Origin of the sequence: Veillonella faecalis (assembly GCF_024677885.1) — a bacterium.
Taxonomy (GTDB): domain Bacteria; phylum Bacillota; class Negativicutes; order Veillonellales; family Veillonellaceae; genus Veillonella; species Veillonella nakazawae.
This window is the reverse complement of sequence record NZ_JALBWL010000002.1, coordinates 202,373-218,559: the sequence shown is the minus strand read 5'-3', so window position 1 is coordinate 218,559 and position 16,187 is coordinate 202,373. Positions and strand designations below refer to the sequence as shown.

Annotated in this window: 21 protein-coding genes; 4 read left to right on the top strand and 17 right to left on the bottom strand. The window is 38.4% G+C overall.

Translation table 11 applies throughout. The features are described 5' to 3' along the window. Positions 1 to 31 precede the first annotated feature (31 nt). The gene (locus MOQ65_RS04735) at positions 32 to 1,246 is read right to left on the bottom strand and encodes an ATP-binding protein (RefSeq protein WP_257846832.1); all 1,215 of its coding nucleotides are present in this window, start codon (positions 1,244 to 1,246) and stop codon (positions 32 to 34) included. Between the two features lie 347 nt (positions 1,247 to 1,593). Between MOQ65_RS04735 and MOQ65_RS04730 the strand changes: the two genes are divergently transcribed. Further along, positions 1,594 to 2,271 (top strand): lactate utilization protein, encoded by a 678-nt coding sequence (locus MOQ65_RS04730; protein WP_129823301.1) that lies wholly within the window; start codon positions 1,594 to 1,596, stop codon positions 2,269 to 2,271. On the opposite strand, the gene MOQ65_RS04725 is transcribed toward MOQ65_RS04730, so the two are convergent. Both MOQ65_RS04725 and MOQ65_RS04720 read right to left on the bottom strand, forming a co-directional pair. Beyond that, a complete protein-coding gene (locus MOQ65_RS04725) occupies positions 2,249 to 2,524 on the bottom strand; it encodes a helix-turn-helix domain-containing protein (RefSeq protein WP_257846831.1) in 276 nt (91 codons plus the stop codon). The two genes, MOQ65_RS04730 and MOQ65_RS04725, sit on opposite strands and share 23 nt — an antisense overlap. A gap of 488 nt (positions 2,525 to 3,012) precedes the next feature. Continuing rightward, positions 3,013 to 4,365: an NAD(P)-dependent oxidoreductase gene (locus MOQ65_RS04720; protein ID WP_213467350.1), complete on the bottom strand. Its 1,353-nt coding sequence runs from the start codon at positions 4,363 to 4,365 to the stop codon at positions 3,013 to 3,015. A 386-nt stretch (positions 4,366 to 4,751) separates the two neighbouring features. Here MOQ65_RS04720 and MOQ65_RS04715 point away from each other — a divergent pair, with 386 nt between their 5' ends. Beyond that, the gene (locus tag MOQ65_RS04715) at positions 4,752 to 5,945 is read left to right on the top strand and encodes a MalY/PatB family protein (protein ID WP_257846830.1); all 1,194 of its coding nucleotides are present in this window, start codon (positions 4,752 to 4,754) and stop codon (positions 5,943 to 5,945) included. 156 nt (positions 5,946 to 6,101) lie between these two features. On the opposite strand, the gene MOQ65_RS04710 is transcribed toward MOQ65_RS04715, so the two are convergent. The 7 genes from MOQ65_RS04710 to MOQ65_RS04680 form a co-directional block, all read right to left on the bottom strand. Next, positions 6,102 to 7,679 carry a DUF438 domain-containing protein gene (locus MOQ65_RS04710; RefSeq protein ID WP_257846829.1) on the bottom strand — a complete coding sequence of 526 codons (1,578 nt, stop codon included), beginning with the start codon at positions 7,677 to 7,679 and terminating at the stop codon, positions 6,102 to 6,104. Between the two features lie 431 nt (positions 7,680 to 8,110). Next, on the bottom strand, positions 8,111 to 8,740 hold the full coding sequence (locus MOQ65_RS04705; protein ID WP_257846828.1) for a superoxide dismutase: 630 nt from the start codon (positions 8,738 to 8,740) through the stop codon (positions 8,111 to 8,113). Between the two features lie 316 nt (positions 8,741 to 9,056). Continuing rightward, positions 9,057 to 9,596 carry a cysteine hydrolase family protein gene (locus MOQ65_RS04700; protein WP_257846827.1) on the bottom strand — a complete coding sequence of 180 codons (540 nt, stop codon included), beginning with the start codon at positions 9,594 to 9,596 and terminating at the stop codon, positions 9,057 to 9,059. Between the two features lie 91 nt (positions 9,597 to 9,687). Next, positions 9,688 to 10,206: a phosphatidylglycerophosphatase A family protein gene (locus MOQ65_RS04695; protein WP_105093711.1), complete on the bottom strand. Its 519-nt coding sequence runs from the start codon at positions 10,204 to 10,206 to the stop codon at positions 9,688 to 9,690. 10 nt (positions 10,207 to 10,216) lie between these two features. After that, a complete protein-coding gene (locus MOQ65_RS04690; protein WP_257846826.1) occupies positions 10,217 to 10,612 on the bottom strand; it encodes a hypothetical protein in 396 nt (131 codons plus the stop codon). Between the two features lie 107 nt (positions 10,613 to 10,719). Beyond that, positions 10,720 to 11,064 (bottom strand): zinc ribbon domain-containing protein YjdM, encoded by a 345-nt coding sequence (locus tag MOQ65_RS04685; protein WP_257846825.1) that lies wholly within the window; start codon positions 11,062 to 11,064, stop codon positions 10,720 to 10,722. A 503-nt stretch (positions 11,065 to 11,567) separates the two neighbouring features. Then, positions 11,568 to 11,930 carry a MerR family transcriptional regulator gene (locus MOQ65_RS04680; protein ID WP_156719894.1) on the bottom strand — a complete coding sequence of 121 codons (363 nt, stop codon included), beginning with the start codon at positions 11,928 to 11,930 and terminating at the stop codon, positions 11,568 to 11,570. Positions 11,931 to 11,996: 66 nt separating this feature from the next. On the opposite strand from MOQ65_RS04680, the gene MOQ65_RS04675 reads away from it, so the two are divergent. Together MOQ65_RS04675 and MOQ65_RS09560 are read left to right on the top strand one after the other, a co-directional pair. Continuing rightward, positions 11,997 to 12,374: a carboxymuconolactone decarboxylase family protein gene (locus MOQ65_RS04675; RefSeq protein ID WP_038141050.1), complete on the top strand. Its 378-nt coding sequence runs from the start codon at positions 11,997 to 11,999 to the stop codon at positions 12,372 to 12,374. Between the two features lie 214 nt (positions 12,375 to 12,588). Next, positions 12,589 to 12,660, top strand: coding sequence for a putative holin-like toxin (locus tag MOQ65_RS09560; RefSeq protein WP_219565824.1), 72 nt, complete (start codon positions 12,589 to 12,591; stop codon positions 12,658 to 12,660). Positions 12,661 to 12,826: 166 nt separating this feature from the next. On the opposite strand, the gene MOQ65_RS04670 is transcribed toward MOQ65_RS09560, so the two are convergent. The 7 genes from MOQ65_RS04670 to MOQ65_RS04640 all read right to left on the bottom strand — a co-directional run bounded on the left by MOQ65_RS04670 (position 12,827) and on the right by MOQ65_RS04640 (position 16,167). Beyond that, positions 12,827 to 13,174 (bottom strand): succinylarginine dihydrolase, encoded by a 348-nt coding sequence (locus MOQ65_RS04670; RefSeq protein WP_257846824.1) that lies wholly within the window; start codon positions 13,172 to 13,174, stop codon positions 12,827 to 12,829. Between the two features lie 13 nt (positions 13,175 to 13,187). Continuing rightward, positions 13,188 to 13,514 (bottom strand): type II toxin-antitoxin system RelE/ParE family toxin, encoded by a 327-nt coding sequence (locus MOQ65_RS04665; protein WP_257846823.1) that lies wholly within the window; start codon positions 13,512 to 13,514, stop codon positions 13,188 to 13,190. A 2-nt stretch (positions 13,515 to 13,516) separates the two neighbouring features. After that, the gene (locus MOQ65_RS04660; protein WP_105089900.1) at positions 13,517 to 13,798 is read right to left on the bottom strand and encodes a type II toxin-antitoxin system Phd/YefM family antitoxin; all 282 of its coding nucleotides are present in this window, start codon (positions 13,796 to 13,798) and stop codon (positions 13,517 to 13,519) included. 62 nt (positions 13,799 to 13,860) lie between these two features. Continuing rightward, positions 13,861 to 14,358, bottom strand: a complete 498-nt coding sequence (locus MOQ65_RS04655) for an ECF transporter S component (RefSeq protein ID WP_257846822.1) — start codon at positions 14,356 to 14,358, stop codon at positions 13,861 to 13,863. A 109-nt stretch (positions 14,359 to 14,467) separates the two neighbouring features. Then, positions 14,468 to 14,761: a DUF2695 domain-containing protein gene (locus MOQ65_RS04650; protein WP_257846821.1), complete on the bottom strand. Its 294-nt coding sequence runs from the start codon at positions 14,759 to 14,761 to the stop codon at positions 14,468 to 14,470. Between the two features lie 57 nt (positions 14,762 to 14,818). Continuing rightward, positions 14,819 to 15,583, bottom strand: a complete 765-nt coding sequence (locus tag MOQ65_RS04645) for a leucine-rich repeat domain-containing protein (RefSeq protein WP_257846820.1) — start codon at positions 15,581 to 15,583, stop codon at positions 14,819 to 14,821. A 77-nt stretch (positions 15,584 to 15,660) separates the two neighbouring features. Continuing rightward, the gene (locus tag MOQ65_RS04640) at positions 15,661 to 16,167 is read right to left on the bottom strand and encodes a YfbM family protein (protein ID WP_213467360.1); all 507 of its coding nucleotides are present in this window, start codon (positions 16,165 to 16,167) and stop codon (positions 15,661 to 15,663) included. Positions 16,168 to 16,187: the final 20 nt, after the last annotated feature.

Genomic DNA, 16,187 nt, shown 5'->3' with positions numbered 1-16,187 from the left:
TATGCCATATCAATACTATTATTATAGCAAGTTAACAGCTCTCTAACAACCATTCTAAAACATTTCGTTGTTGAATTCCGTCATAATTTGCATTTTTATTGAGTTCATCTAAGGTAAGCAAAAACTTAGGATATTGATCATTGATAGCCTCTAGAGGCGCCAGTTCACGATTTAACGTATTTGGATCGAGCACAGTTTCACTAACCTGATAGTATTCAATAATACCAGCTTTTTCTGCGACAAAATCAATTTCACCCTTAGCTAGTTGACCTACATATACAGTATATCCACGACGTATGAGTTCTAGAAAAACAATATTTTCTAATATATGACCTGTATCACGGCTTGTATTGCCAACAATCAAATTTCTCAAGGTTACATCAACACTATAATATTTCGCATTAATGCGTAGTAATTCTTTGCCTCGTACATCATAGCGATTCACCTTGTATAGTAACAAACTATCCTGTAACCCTTGTAAATATCGTTCTACCGTTTTATTATCAATCTTTCGGCCAGCACTAACAAGAGATTTAGCTATTTTATTTGGTGAAAGCAAGCTTCCCACATTCGCCATAATATATCGCACAATATCTTGTAAAATCATGACATCATTAATTTTTAATCGAGCTACTACATCATGTAATAACAAGGTATTAAAGAGCCCCCGAAGATATTCTTGAATATCAAAATCTTCGCCACCCAAGTGTTGTGTATAAGGGAACGAGCTTTCACGAAGATACGCCTCATAGGCAGGAATCAAGGAGTACTGCTGTTCTTCATATTTGCTAAAGTAAAATTCAGCAAAGGACAGTGGTAACATCTGAATTTCTACATATCGACCAGTCAATAGTGTAGCAATATCAGAAGACATAAAATATGCATTTGAACCTGTAATATAAATATCCGTGTTCTCTTTTACAAATAGGCTATCTACAACACGATGAAATTGATCGACATGTTGAATCTCATCAAGAAAAATATAGTTCATTTGATTAGGCTGCATTTGATTTAATATATATTGATACAGCGCATGATACTCTCGTAAAGGTTCGTATTCTAACTCCTCAAAATTTATGGATATAATCTGTTCCGGTTTTACACCCTCTGCTAGTAGCTCATCCTTAAACAGACGAAATAATGTCGATTTACCACAACGACGTATGCCAGAAACGACTTTAATAATAGACCGTTCACGATTCCGTCGTAAAAACTCTATATACCCATGGCGCTGAATCAACTTCATAAGGGCCTCCTCATCTATGTACTTTCTCATAGATGGAACCCAATTACTGTTATTGTCAGTCATCATATCGACTACCTACAAAACTTGGATTCCATTCCAACTTTATACTAATATTACCACAAAGTTGGATTTCATTCCAAAGTTTTATTGTATAGATACATAATTTGGATTTTATTCCTATAATTAATCTAATAAATTATAATACCTCACCTCTATTTGTTCTTATACCAAGGAAGATATATAGCTTTCATTGAACTCTAAGCCTATAAAACGATACAATAGTAAATAGCAAACACTACTAATCGAAACATTAGCTTCTAATCACAAACACCTATTCAGGAGGACTCATGGCCAATACAGAAACGACGATTAACGCAGTTATCAATCCTCAAAACAACGATACCCCCATCGATATAGAGAAAACGATCAAAGCTTTAGAGCGCAATAAATTCGTAGTTCATTATTTTGAAACGGGCGCCGAAGCCGTTGCGTATCTAAAAAATCGCATTCAAAACAAATGTGTAGCCATTGGCGATTCTCGCACTTTATTAGAAATAGGTGTTCATGATGCTTTATCTGAGGTCAACGAGGACATAACAGACATTCAGCGTCCACTGCCTGGTGAAAGCTTTCGCGATACGGCGTTACGCACAATGGGACGCGATGTATTTCTCACCTCGGTAAACGCCCTTTCACAAACGGGAGAGATGGTGAATATCGACGGCACAGGCAATCGTGTGGCGGCCTCTCTATTTGGTTCTCAAGAGGTATTCTTTGTATTAGGCGTTAATAAAATAACGCCTGACTTAGCGTCTGCCATTTATCGAGCACGAAATGTAGCAGCCCCACTTAACAGTAAGAAAAATAAAAAGAGCTCTCTCAATCCATGTGCTACCTTGGACGAAAAATGCTACGACTGCGGCTCTCCAGATCGTATATGTAATGCATTAACTATTTACTATAAAAAGATGCGTAATATGCAAACCATGGAGATTATTATTATCAATGAGTCCTTAGGCTTCTAATGGTTTGTGGACCATTTAGAAAATCTTGTACGCTCATTTGCCCTAATCCAGATACAACCCTATAAATTGTGGACCACCGCGGATCAATAGCACCACTTTCAAGATCACTTATATAAGATTGAGCTAGACCTGATTTATCTGCTAATTGATACTGTGTCATGCCCAATTGTCTACGCCAAAGTAAAATTAATACTCCTAGCTTGTGAACTTCTTGTCGAACCTGTATATCACGACAACATAGGATAGGATTCATAGCAACCTCTATCTACTTTCACACTCAACACATGGTTATGCCTTTACTATACGTCTAGCCCAAGGCCGTGACTAGTAGCAGTTGAAATGCGATAACAGAAAAGCCTCCATAAAAACTAAGGTATAAATTAGTTCTATCGAGGCTTTTTTCTTTGCATATTAAGTTATGTCCGATTTCATCAATTCGTGGAATTTTAGTATATCTAGAGATAATTAAGACTAAAAATACAAGTATTGTAATCGATAAGCTCAGGTTTTATAAGTATTTATCGTAATTTCTATACATTGTCTATACAGAAAACACAAATTTGAATTCTAATATCACACTGGATTAGCCTACATCATAATAAGTACATATATACATGACCCTCTACTTTGACCGTAAACTGAAACCAATAATAAAACACTATTAAAACACTATAATAATCAAATCCTTATAGTAAAAAGAGGCCTATACTAAGTATGGCCCCTTTAATTATCTCTATAAGATTATTGATTAGCACTTTCTTGAGCTTTTTTGATTTCCATATATTTAACCATGCCGTCAACAGCTTTTTTAGCTTCGCGCATAGCGAGTACTACTGTAGCAGGTTTATGTACAACGTCACCGCCAGCAAAGACGCCAGCGCGATTAGTCATACCATATGGATCTTCAGATGTAATGATATAGCCTTTTTCATCTACTTTCAAGTTATTACCTTCGCCGATAAGACGTGCATTTGGTTTGTGACCAGCAGCGATAATAATTTTATCTACAGGCATAACTTGGAAGTTACCAGTACCATGGATACCCGCACCATCTTCGTTAAGAGCCATCACTTCGTATTTGAAGCCTTCTACCTTGTCTTTACCTTCTACGCCTACTGGAGAAGCGAACCATTGGAATTGAACGCCTTCGGCACGTGCTTCTTCGTATTCAGACAACAATGCTGGCATTTGTTCTTGGCTACGACGGTACGCTACCGTTACGGCTTCACAGCCTAAACGTACGCATGTACGTGCCGCATCCATCGCTACGTTACCACCGCCGATGATGATAACACGGTCGCCTTTTTTAACAGGAATTTGAGCTTCATCAAGCTCGCCATTTTCTACTAATTGTACATTCGTCAACAAGTACATTGCTTGGAATACACCATGCACTTCATCATTTTCCATGCGTACTTCTTGAGGAATATGTGTACCAGTACCGATAAAGATGGAGTCAAAGCCTTCTGCAAAGAGTTCATCCAATGTTTTATCTTGACCAATAAATGTATTACATACAAATTTAACGCCTAAACCTTCAAGACGAGCGATTTCACGACGTACAACGGATTTAGATAAGCGGAATTCTGGAATACCGAATAAAAGTACGCCACCTGGTTCAGATTGACCTTCGAATACAGTTACATCGTAGCCAAGTTTAGCGATATCGCCGGCTACGGACAAGCCTGCAGGACCAGAACCTACAACGGCAACCTTACCAAGATCTTGTTTAATCTTCTTAGGTTTGCGAAGTTCATTGATGCTTTCAAAATCAGCAGCAAAGCGTTCCAATTTACCGATATTGATAGGCGGTTTTTTCGCCTTATTCATGATACAGTTACCTTCACATTGGTTTTCGCGTGGACATACGCGACCACAAATGGATGGCAAGTTTGTACGTTCTGCCAAGATATCGTTGGCTAAACCGAAGTTACCGTGCGCAATAGCTTGGATAAAACGAGGGATTTCGTTTTCAATAGGGCAACCCATACGGCACAATGGTTTTGGACAATTTAGACAACGTTTCGCCTCAGCGAGCGCTTCCTCCATTGTATAATCCGCATCAAAATGTAGTGGTTTTAATTCGTTACTCATGGCACATGCCTCCTAACAAGGATCCAGTACTATACTTATACAGCGTTGCATGTACCTGAACAATCCGATGAGCCCTCTCACATAGGGATGTCGCCACATGCTGCTAAGATTTATCTTTTGTAACCATTCGATAGACGTGTGGTCACTGGTCAGACACACACTATTCTATAGTATATTCTAAATTGTGAAAGTCCCAACAGTCAAGCAAATATAGCACCTTTTGTATACCAATATAGCCCCTATTCATGCAAGGATTGCATAGAAACAGAAGATACTGTAACAGCCATTCTTAAGGGTATATTTACATATATATCCATGCATGTATACTGATAATAGATAGAGTAATTAATTTCCACCACATTAACATACACATATAGAGGTTTACTATGAGCACAATAGACTTTACTGAAACATACTATATCGATCGCCGTGGGTCGCACTCCCGTAAATGGGACGGTCAGCATTTGAAATTTAATCGCACAGATCTATTGCCTCTATGGGTAGCAGATATGGATTTTATGCCGCCTCAGTGCATACAAGAGGCTATTTGTACCTATGTAAAAGCCCAACCTTTAGGCTATACCATGACAAATCCCAAGTATCTTGAAGCAGTCATAGATTGGTATAAGCGGCGCCACAAATGTATACTTTCTAAAGACTGGCTCACCAGCGCTCCAAATGTCATTACAGGCATTATGTGGTGTATCGGTGCTTTCACAAAACCAAATGATGCCATTGCCGTTCTAAGTCCTGTGTACGGCGCCTTTGATACGAGCGCTAGCGATGCACAGCGCCAGATCATCGCTATTCCTATGAAACGCAGTGACGATAATCGCTACACCGTAGATTACGAGGCCTTTGAAACGGTGATTACCAAGCATGATGTTAAATTGTTCATTCACTGCAATCCACATAATCCTGTAGGTCACGTCTGGACAGAAAATGAGATGGATCGGTTATTTAGCATTTGTGAGCGACACAAGGTGCTCATCATCAGCGACGAAATCCATCAGGATCTCATCACAGGTTCAACATCATTTACATCGGCTCTAACAGTAGCTAGCGGTGCCTATGCGGATAGCATTATTGCTATGTCTTCCCTGTCAAAATCGTTTAATATGGCTAGCTTGCATCACGCAGAGGTTATCATCCCAAACGAAAAGCTGAGGGACCAATACAATGCCTATAAAACTCATGTGTACCATACGGACTCCGACGTTATTGCCGAAACGGCTATCACTGCAGCCTACACACATCCAGAGGCAGAGGCATGGCTCACAGATGTACTGGCTGTTATACGTGAAAATTATGAATATCTGTGCCGAGAGCTTTGTACGGCATTACCACAAATCCACATCAGCCCTATGGACGGCACCTATTTAGCATGGATTGATTTTGGTGCCTATGTTAAAGCTGAAGATATGCACGACTTATTCGAAAATAAATGCCGTATCGCACCAAGCTTTGGCGAATGGTTTGGCGGCGAAAACTACGCCACCTTTGTGCGACTTAACTTGGCTACTAGCCTTGAAAATATCAAGACTGCTACCCATAATATTATCAAGTACGTACACCCTTAATGGGTACCTCTCATCAGGAATTACATTAATCATATTAAAAAATTCATTTCCTACAAATAAAACAATAAAAGAGGCTGCTCTAGCATCATTCAATGTTAGAGCAGCCTTTTTGTATCAAAGTTTCACTGTATCACACAACTAGTATTACACTAGTTTTTATTTAATTCTATCGAAATGTTCCTTTGCAAATTGCATGTCTTGTACGAGTTCTAATGTACCAATATAGTTATTGTTTTGATCGCGTACAGCCATGTAGTTTACATAGAATGGACGACCTTGTTTTTCAAGCCATACTGCCACATTATCGCGGTCACCTTTACGGAAGGAGTCGATAATACCACGTACAATCGGTTCTACCTTTGGTGGATGGCAGGAGTACACATCACGACCAATTGCTGTAGTAGGACGTTTGAATACCTTTTCACCATCATTGAAGTAACGGTTAATATCTTCATGGTCAACGAAGGTTACCTCCATTGGCATTGTATTGAGCATAGCATCTAGTTGGTCTACAGTTAAAGTACCACCAATTAAACCGATAGCATTATTATCACCACTTGGTTTTGTAGTTTGCGCAGCTAATGCGGCATCAGCTTCTGGCCAAGCAATGCGTGTTACCCCAAAGATGTCTTCATACTGCGCTGTATCTTTGTAAATTTGATACCAATCTTCTTTGCTGAAGTTTTCTGCACAGATTGGGAACAAGATATTTTGTTCTTTGTAGATCATTTCTTGAGCACGTGTAAGAAGCTCATCAAAACGTCTATACCAATCATCTACACTTTGGCTAGATTTTGCTAAATCACCTAATTGGTCGCGAATATCGCCATCAACAGTCCACATAACCATGGATGGACCACCAATTGCATAATCCACTTTCAATTTTGGATATAATAAATCGCCTTTTTTAGCATAGTGAACAGATAGTTGACGCACTGTATTCACATCATCATAAGTGGCAGTTTTGTCTGCTACTTTTGGACGAATAGCCTCAATCAACTCATCGAGCGCTTTATTTTCTTCTGTTAATCGGTTTAACGGATGACCTGCAGTCTCTACCAAACCCACAACGCTCTTGCTCTTTTCTTGAGCTTCTAGAACCGCTTCTACCTTAGCATGTTCTGCATCCATTTGTTCATGAATGGTGGAACCATGGAACAACGCAGAGTGAAGGTCACATAATTGTTGTACCTCTTCTAGAGGTGTACCTTCACGCATAAGACCTTGTTCAGCTTTCATAATTTCACTAGCCTCAACATGTTTGAATTGGCTCGCAAAGTCTTCACGAACAGCACCAAGCTCTTCACCAGTACCTAACCGTTTCAAGAAACCTTTCAATTGTTCTACACGTTCGCTATCTGTAACAGTATCCTCTGCATTAGCTTCTACATTTTTAGTAGCATTAGCTTCTACACTGTCATTAGCATTAGATGCCTCAGTATGAGTAGTAGCTACCTCTGCAGGAGCACCCTTAGCAGATGCATCATCACCATGTAGGTTTGGCATTTCACCTTCCAAGGTAAAACCAGCTTTCATGAATGCGCTCACGATATCGATCATGGATACGCCCTTCATTTTAGCCCCTTTCGGGATGGTCATGATTTTACCAACAGAGTTCAACATCACTTTATTAGTGATTTCACTGAACCCTAAGCTTTTCATAATCTCTGTTACTTCAGGATATTCTGTTACCAAATCATATACGGATTTGGACAAATCTAATTTCTTTTCCATTTTGATCCCCTCGTGTCAAAAATATTGTTTATTACTTATGTGAGTAGCCCTCTATACGTACCACTGTGTATACAAGGCCATATATACTGTGAAAGGTTTATCTAACATAACCTATGACCCTATGATAAACGATATCGATTATAAAATCTGTATCCATGGCTATACTTTTGAAAGATATTTCAATAATATCAAAATTTCATATAAAAATAACGGATAGCTGAGTATTCAAAGTCACCTAAGCAATCAAAGCGCTTTGAACCAACTATCCGTTATTTATTAAAATATATATCTAGTTTTTAGAGAGATGAAAGTTCTGAGAGATTTATTAGTTTTGAAAGGTTTAGTATTTTAAGAGAGTTAGTAAAATGAGAGATTTATATATTTCTGAGATCAACTAGTTTGATAGATATACCAATACTAAAAACTACCTCTTATTGATGATGAGGTTTCAATGCTTTTTCGTAGTTTTCAGAAACCTTATCCCAGTTAATAACGCGGAAGAATTCCTTAATGTAATCTGGGCGACGGTTTTGGTAGTGCAAATAATATGCATGTTCCCAAACGTCTAAGCAAAGGATTGCTGTTTTACCTTCTAGTAGAGGGTTATCTTGGTTCGCAGTAGATGTCACTTCGAGTTTACCATCTTTGTTTACCACAAGCCATGCCCAACCAGAGCCGAAGCGTGTTGCTGCTGCAGCGGAGAAACTTTCAACAAAGGCATCATAGCCACCAAGTTCAGCATCGATAGCCTCTTTCAAAGGGCCTTCCAATTTAGACGTATCTGGTTTTGTCATAATTTCCCAGAACATAGTGTGGTTCTTGTGACCGCCACCGTTGTTGATAACTGCTTGACGGATGTCCTCTGGCACATTAGCGATATCGCCGAGGATGCAGTCTACACAGCCATAAGCAAGATCAGGATATTTTGCGATAGCAGCGTTCAAATTATTAACATACGCTTGATGGTGCTTATCATGGTGCAATTTCATTGTTTCTGCGTCGATAACAGGCTCAAGGTAATCATAAGCATATGGCAATGGTGCGAGTTCGAAAGGTTTCATAATAGTCCTCCTTAAATTTAGGGCATGAACGATTTTAAATACTATGTATCGTTCTTGTGAAAGCGTTTCGATGCACCTGCATCTTTATTTTATTTAATTGATATGAATTATCATTATTCATTTATTGTACACTCTATATAGAAAATCGTCAATATAAGTGCCCATAGAAAAAGGCTATAGGATTACCTATAGCCTTTGGGTTCTTTTACCAATATAAAATTCTAATTCTCAATGGTATATGTTTACTATGCATCAAAGTATATGTTAATCACTATACACCGATGTAATTCAATCTACTATAGTGATAACAAGATAATTATTCAACGATACATTGGCACATTTTCATTGTTTTTAACGCCGCTTGGTGAGACTCTTCTGTGACGCCTGCACAGCAGCTAGAATCTACGTAAACAGGGATTTCTGGCAATCCTGCTTTCAGTATAATCGCATTAGAAACAACGCAAATATCAGTACATAAACCAACGAGCGTAATAGACTCAATAGGATTTACCGAGTTCATGCCTTCCAAACGGGATAATAATTCAAAGGATCCGAAATTTGGCTTATCGATAAAGGATACAGGGCTCATGATAGGACGCCCTTCTGCTGCTTCGATTAAACCTTTCACAATATGCCAGCCCTCTGTATTCTTCACACAATGTGTCACAGGTAAAAACTTGCCCTCTTGGCTTTCAAGATAATTAGTATCATGCGTATCGCGTGTAAATATGATAGGCCCGTCAAAGTTCTCAATTTTTTTGCGCACATTTTCTACAATCATCTGTGCTTGCGCTGAACCAAGAGCGCCATCTACGAAATCTTTTTGCATATCAATAACAACTAGAACCTTTTGCATAGTTCCTCCTGTATATAACCTACTAGTAATAAATTATTTATTCACTATACTAGTTATACTCTTTATACTCAATGACATCAATACTAGAAATTTATTCTTTTTCCTCAGCTAACGCATGACGTACGCGGTGTGGCTCATTATGAGCTAGCTTTCCTGCTGCAGCGGCCGCCACGGCACCTACAAGATCATCGAGGAATGTATTACAGTGACCGCCCTCTTCACTATCTAGCTTCTTAATAATACCTGGCTTTACCTTATCTAAATAGCCATAGTTCGTAAAGCCAATAGAGCCATACAGATTAACGATGGAAAAGGCTAGAATCTCATCGATACCATAGAGGCTTTCATCATTAGCCACGATGCGTTGCAAAGGCTGAGACAATTTATTTTGTTCTGTTAACTTGTCGAGCTCAATGCCCGTAATTATCGCATTGTGTACCTCTCGTTTTGAAAGCACGGATGCCACATGCTCACGACACTCTTCAATCTTTAAATTCGGCATATACGGTTTTTGAACGTATAAAACGAGCTCTGCAATATCCTCTACCGTAACGCCACGCTCCGCCAGTAGGTCGTAAGTGTATTTCTCTAAATCTTTTGTAGATTCCATAAGTGCTCCTTTATTTTTTCTTAGGCTTATCACCGGATAGCATAACAATACTAACTGGAATGGTTATCACCAACTCTTCCTCTGTATCCACATGCTTTGTATTCCAAGCCGCCTCTTTGGCAGCCTCTTCAAAGATGGGGTAAGCCTCTCGATCTAATTTCCAATTATTAGGCCCCGCTTCAACGGCTACAATATTTCCTTTATCGTCTGTTTTTATTTCTACGGGCACAATCAAGGTACCGTCAGCACTCGTTTTGAAAGCCTCACTAGGAATGATGACATTATAAGAGATTTGTTGCTGTAATTCATAGGTACGCTTATCTGTAGGCTTTAAATCAGCCGCCAAAGAACTAACAATTCCCATCGTAGACGCCAATAAGGCTAGTAACACAACACGTTTTAACATAGTTTCCTCTCGACTAAATACTCTCACGCTACACGCAGTATACGTTGATTATACCATTTATGATATGAAAAAATCCCTACCGAATATATCGGTAGGGATTCCTTATATTAGATTTTTTTAACCATTTCAGATTTCAATGCCATTGCACCGAAACCATCGATTTTGCAATCGATATCATGGCCATCACTAGCACCAGTGATGAGGCGAATATTTTTTACGCGCGTACCTTGTTTCAATACGCCAGCGCCTTTTACTTTGAGGTCTTTTACAACAACAACTGTATCGCCATCAGCTAGCTCGTTGCCGTTAGCATCGCGAATGATACCTGCTTCAGCTGCAGCTTGCGCGTCAGCCGCTGTCCATTCATTGCCGCACATAGGGCAGATAAACATATGACCATCTTCGTATGTGTACTCATCGCCGCACTTAGGGCAGTTAGGTAAATTTGCCATTTAGATCTCCTTTTCTCACTACATAATGAAAGTATTATACCATATAAAACTTTATTCCACTAAAACATTATAACTACTCTATAAAATAGTTATATCTCTATTAATCAATGCTTATTGTATCGCATATTAGTTCGCATTATAATAATAGTGTAGCCGACGAGGTTGGGCCTCTCTTCTTTTTAGAAGGGGGTGAAACTATGAGTGATTTTGAAATTTTATCAATTGTCATAGATATTTTGACAATTCTCATTTCTTTCGGCTCACTTATTGCCCTTATTTGCTTTACAAAAAGCAAATAGCCCTTCGTTACAGCTCGTAGCTAGATAAAACGAAAAGGCCATTTCCTGATTTTTTCAGTTTTTTGAGATGAGCCTGACGTCTCTACTCGCTCGGCTATCTACTCATATTATAGGTTGAATACCATATATCGTCAAATTATGATTAATAGGAGGTACCTACCTCCACATTGATACAAGTGCTATATACCATCTACAATAAAAAACCTAATCAATCTCATTTCTCTTTATTAAAGTTTCATACAACTCTAACTTATCTTCTAGATTATTCTTATAGCCTTCCAATCGTTTGATTTCGGCCTCAATAAACCGATAGTGGTCTTGTAACAGTGTCATTCTTTCATGAACCGTATGAGATCCGGCATACCTTAAATCCGCATACCGCTTGATATTCGCAAGCGGCATTCCCATGTCTTTCAAGCGTTTAATAAACTGCACAAACCCCACATCCTCCGCATGGTAATTGCGAATGCCGTTCTGCCGCTTGATGTGAAGGAACCCTTGATCCTCATAATATCGCAATGTAGAAATAGACAGCCCTACCAATTTTGAAAATTCACCGATTTTCATACTTTCACCACCTTGACCTCAAGTATACTCGAGCATATATCATACGTCTAGACGGAGGTAATAATTATGAAAGAAACACGTTTTAACATCGGTATGAACACATTGAAACAAATTGACGGGCTGCACGGCGAGGAGGTGTATAACACAATTCAAGAGATTTCACCGGCCATAGCCGATTTATTGGTCGAGCTGTTCGGCGACATCTACACGCGCCCCAACCTGGATTTCAAGGAACGGGAACTGATTACGCTCGCATCCCTATTAACGCTGGGCGGTTGCGAGGCACAGCTGAAAGTACACACCAATGCGGCACTCAATGTCGGTATTGCGCCCGAGCAAATCGTAGAGGTCTGTACCCACTGCATCCCCTATGCGGGATTTCCACGCGTGCTGAACGCACTGTTCACGGTGAAAGCGGTCTTTGAAGAACGAAACATACTGTAATTAAGGAACGACAGTAATAAAAATCTATTAATAAATATTAGTCTATTTAAAACTAACAAAGGGAGACTCTTGATAAAGTCTCCCTTTTATTCGTGTAAAAGTTGTACGAAATTAATTCGTATTTTTCAATATTCAAAATCCGCTATATACTAATAACGAAAGAGCCATTAACGTGAGTTAGGTTCATCTCCGTCTTTTCGAGGGAGGTGACATTATGACTGTATACGAAGCATTATCATTAATGATTTTATTCGCTACCCTCGTAGTGTTAATTCTTAAAAAGTAACTAGTAAATAGTTACAAAATAAGATAAACCTAACGTTTAAGACTAAGTACTGCAATACTTAGACACGTTAGGTTTATCAAATTCAACATTCTTTGATGAGCCTAACGCCTAGAACACGTTAACTGGCTCTTTTGTACTTATAGTATAGTCTGAATTCTAGAGGCTGTCAATTTACATCGTCCTTAGAGGATATTATAAAATGAAAAGGAACATAAATAACAAGATCTTCTTTAACATCAATATACCCTATATTCCAAACTGTATCTTTTGCAGACTGTACTAATTTTGAATATATCTCATCATTAGATATATTCTCATTTGAATCTAACTCAACAGAAGTAATACGTCCTTGAGAATCCGTTCTTATCATTAATGTAAAACTATAATCTTTATCATTCTTCGTTCTAAGGACTTCAGCCGGAACCTTTAACTGAGAATGTATCTGCTCATTAAGAGAGCGTTGTATATCAAACGTATCCCTCTGATAATCAGCAAAAGCATTAATAGGACTCAAAACAACTAAACATCTACAATCCTTGCAGAAGTTGTAAATAATCTTGCCGTTGACTAAATATATTATATATGCGCACTTCGTTTTTATCATCAAAGACACGATATAGAATAATATTTTTATTAATAATCAACATACGGTAGTTTTTATTACGTAAAACAGTATGTCTTGGAATCATGCCCATATAAGGATTATCCGCTAATAAAAGAATTCTATCCTTAATCTCTTGATAAACAGACTTGGCAGTTTCATTGGAAAAAGATTGCTTTACATGCAGAACAATATGATGCAATGCCTGATCGGCCTGCGCCATAATAATGATACGATAAGCAGTGTCTTCCATAACTATTCGGCCTCAGCTAACAACTGTTCTATGCTGATAAAAGTATCCTCAATAGGACCCATTCTACCTTTTCGTTCATCTTCCTCTGCCAAGGCAATAGCCTCTAATAATTCTATCTGTGCTTTCAATTTATTATAGGTTTCATATCCCATACATACCGTATCACCACGACCATTTACCGTCATAATACAAGCTTCATCCCCTGTTTTTAAAACGGTAGAGATTTCATTATATTTATTTCTTAAATCCGACGATGGTCGGATACTTTCACGTAATAACCCCATAAAAGCACCTCCTCATATACAAATTATATCATAATTTGTATATGAATTGTGAATCAGTAATCCTACCCCAATCGTTTACGCAAAATCGCATAGAGAATCATACTAATAATAACGCTCATAATGGCTTGAATGGTATTGGTCACAATACTAGCAATGGCTACGCCTGGATCAAATACAAAGTATTCGGCAATGAAGTAGCCTGCTACGATGATAATGCCACCTACAATGGTTGCCACTAAGGCAGAGATAGTTGTCTTATTGTTATAGACAGTACCGACAAGATAGCCTTCAATGCCTTTCACCACGAGAGTGATTGGTACAAAGATTGCGTAGCCGAGGAATAGATCAGCTAACGCTGGGCCGATAGCACCAATATAGGCGCCATATTTTCGACCTAATAATAGAGCTGACGTCATAATAACGACATCTCCAACATTGAAATAGCCGCGAATGCCAGGTACTGGAATTTTCGTGTACATGGTAAACAATGTTGCGAGGGCAATCAATACGGCTGTGAGTACTAACGCGGACGTAGTACTGCGGTTTTGAACGTGTTGCATAGCGTCCTCCTTATAAAAATAGACATGTGACTATATCCATCACATGTCTATACTATATACCTTTATGGTAACACCTGCAAATACATAGAATTAACTATAAAAAATACTATTAACAGTACTCTTCAAAACGTTCCTCTACATTGTAGAGAACCTCACAATCACAACCGCCACCTTCGTTGATAATCCAGTCTAGTACGCTTTCAACATCTACCTGTTGTTTTTCTAAAAACTCTCTTGTGAAAGTCAGACTATGATCGCAACCGTCATTTGTTTCTAATTTCTCGTCTACATAATCAAAGAGATTCCAAAATAATTCTTCGTCCATAGGTAAGCTATCATGAAAATTCTGTTTTTCTTTAGCTTTATAGCCTTTCAATAATTCCTTTTTACGCGCTTTATCCATTATGATTACTCCCTTTTATGTCTTATAAGTTATAGCTCATGACTTATATCTCAAGCCTTATTTCTCATATAATTCTGGTCGTTCTAATACAGTGCCATACTTCAACTTTGGTAGTTTAATTAATTGAGGATACAACTGCTTAACCTCTTTACAAGATTTTAACGTAAGATGTTCTAGATTATTGAGTTCTAAAATGGGAGAGTAGTCTTTATCTATCACCTTTGCCGTTAAAAAGCTAAAAAAACGCAACTGTTTCATATGGCGTAAAAATCCTAATGATTGAACCTTAAGAATTTTGGGCGATGCAAAATCACCTTCTAAGGCGAGACTTTCAAGATGTTTTAGATTAGCTAATGGCGTATAATCATCAATTTGTTGAAAGTTTTCAATCGACAGCGCTACTAAATTTACTAATCTGGAAATAGGCTCTAAGCTCGATACACTTCTTCCGGACCCAATGTGTAGATATTCTAGTTCTTGTAAGTTCTCTAATTTTGAAATATCTGGATAAACGCCCCATTTTATATGTAATTTTTTGAGTCTCTGTTGGGCACACACCGCATCAAATAACTCCTGTGGCATTCTTGTACAAAACATGAGCTCTGTAAAATTATCTGGATGTTCAACTAAAAAATCACACCACTCCTGTAAAATGCGTTTCTTATCTTTAGCAGAATAAGACTCATCTAACTGTGTGCAATTAATCATCAGCTTGTCTTCACCATCATATTCAGAAACCTCAACCACAGATTTTAGCTGTGTCTCATCCTTATGATAGTAGTCAAAGCCATATTTAATTTGCTTTTCCGTTAACACTGCCATTTACAATTCCTCATCTTCGTCAGTCCTATAATTAATTTATCTATAACCAGAGCCATGACCAACAGATTATAACGGGCCTAACAAATTGATACGAGCACATGCCCCTTCGCTTCTAGCACTTTTTTATAGAACACCTTCATCTGCTCGAAATCATGAAGAAGTTCATCTTTGATTTCTTCCTCTTCCTCTTCATAATCCCAAATATTTGGGTAAAGCTCTGCCTCTTTGCAGGCTGCCATATCAAAAGATTCGAGAGCTGCTTCCATGTCAAACTGTTCTAGAGCCGCCACGATATCTGCTAACTTATCGTGTTCGGTATACGCTAAGTAATCCGATATTTCTTCAACAGCTGTTATGCCAAGCACAGCTTGACTAAGAGGGTTATTATCATCCTTATGGTCCGTTCCTACGCCAGTTAGCACAAAGTGAAGTACATCCCACATCTTGTCGATATCAAGCAATAATTCATCATCGTCATTCCACTCTTCAACGCTCTCAAGAATTTCCTCTTCTTCTGAGCCCATGGCTTTAAGCTCTTTTAAATTTACATCGCTTAAACAGCTATAATTGGCAATTAGTCCCATAATTAAATCCTTTCATAAAC

Bases quoted from the DNA above. Each gene is read 5' to 3' on its own strand.
- MOQ65_RS04735 (WP_257846832.1), bottom strand. From the start codon at position 1,246: ATGAAGTTGATTCAGCGCCATGGGTATATAGAGTTTTTACGACGGAAT.
- MOQ65_RS04730 (WP_129823301.1), top strand. From the start codon at position 1,594: ATGGCCAATACAGAAACGACGATTAACGCAGTTATCAATCCTCAAAAC.
- MOQ65_RS04725 (WP_257846831.1), bottom strand. From the start codon at position 2,524: ATGAATCCTATCCTATGTTGTCGTGATATACAGGTTCGACAAGAAGTT.
- MOQ65_RS04720 (WP_213467350.1), bottom strand. From the start codon at position 4,365: ATGAGTAACGAATTAAAACCACTACATTTTGATGCGGATTATACAATG.
- MOQ65_RS04715 (WP_257846830.1), top strand. From the start codon at position 4,752: ATGAGCACAATAGACTTTACTGAAACATACTATATCGATCGCCGTGGG.
- MOQ65_RS04710 (WP_257846829.1), bottom strand. From the start codon at position 7,679: ATGGAAAAGAAATTAGATTTGTCCAAATCCGTATATGATTTGGTAACA.
- MOQ65_RS04705 (WP_257846828.1), bottom strand. From the start codon at position 8,740: ATGAAACCTTTCGAACTCGCACCATTGCCATATGCTTATGATTACCTT.
- MOQ65_RS04700 (WP_257846827.1), bottom strand. From the start codon at position 9,596: ATGCAAAAGGTTCTAGTTGTTATTGATATGCAAAAAGATTTCGTAGAT.
- MOQ65_RS04695 (WP_105093711.1), bottom strand. From the start codon at position 10,206: ATGGAATCTACAAAAGATTTAGAGAAATACACTTACGACCTACTGGCG.
- MOQ65_RS04690 (WP_257846826.1), bottom strand. From the start codon at position 10,612: ATGTTAAAACGTGTTGTGTTACTAGCCTTATTGGCGTCTACGATGGGA.
- MOQ65_RS04685 (WP_257846825.1), bottom strand. From the start codon at position 11,064: ATGGCAAATTTACCTAACTGCCCTAAGTGCGGCGATGAGTACACATAC.
- MOQ65_RS04680 (WP_156719894.1), bottom strand. From the start codon at position 11,930: ATGAAAATCGGTGAATTTTCAAAATTGGTAGGGCTGTCTATTTCTACA.
- MOQ65_RS04675 (WP_038141050.1), top strand. From the start codon at position 11,997: ATGAAAGAAACACGTTTTAACATCGGTATGAACACATTGAAACAAATT.
- MOQ65_RS04665 (WP_257846823.1), bottom strand. From the start codon at position 13,514: ATGGAAGACACTGCTTATCGTATCATTATTATGGCGCAGGCCGATCAG.
- MOQ65_RS04660 (WP_105089900.1), bottom strand. From the start codon at position 13,798: ATGGGGTTATTACGTGAAAGTATCCGACCATCGTCGGATTTAAGAAAT.
- MOQ65_RS04655 (WP_257846822.1), bottom strand. From the start codon at position 14,358: ATGCAACACGTTCAAAACCGCAGTACTACGTCCGCGTTAGTACTCACA.
- MOQ65_RS04650 (WP_257846821.1), bottom strand. From the start codon at position 14,761: ATGGATAAAGCGCGTAAAAAGGAATTATTGAAAGGCTATAAAGCTAAA.
- MOQ65_RS04645 (WP_257846820.1), bottom strand. From the start codon at position 15,583: ATGGCAGTGTTAACGGAAAAGCAAATTAAATATGGCTTTGACTACTAT.
- MOQ65_RS04640 (WP_213467360.1), bottom strand. From the start codon at position 16,167: ATGGGACTAATTGCCAATTATAGCTGTTTAAGCGATGTAAATTTAAAA.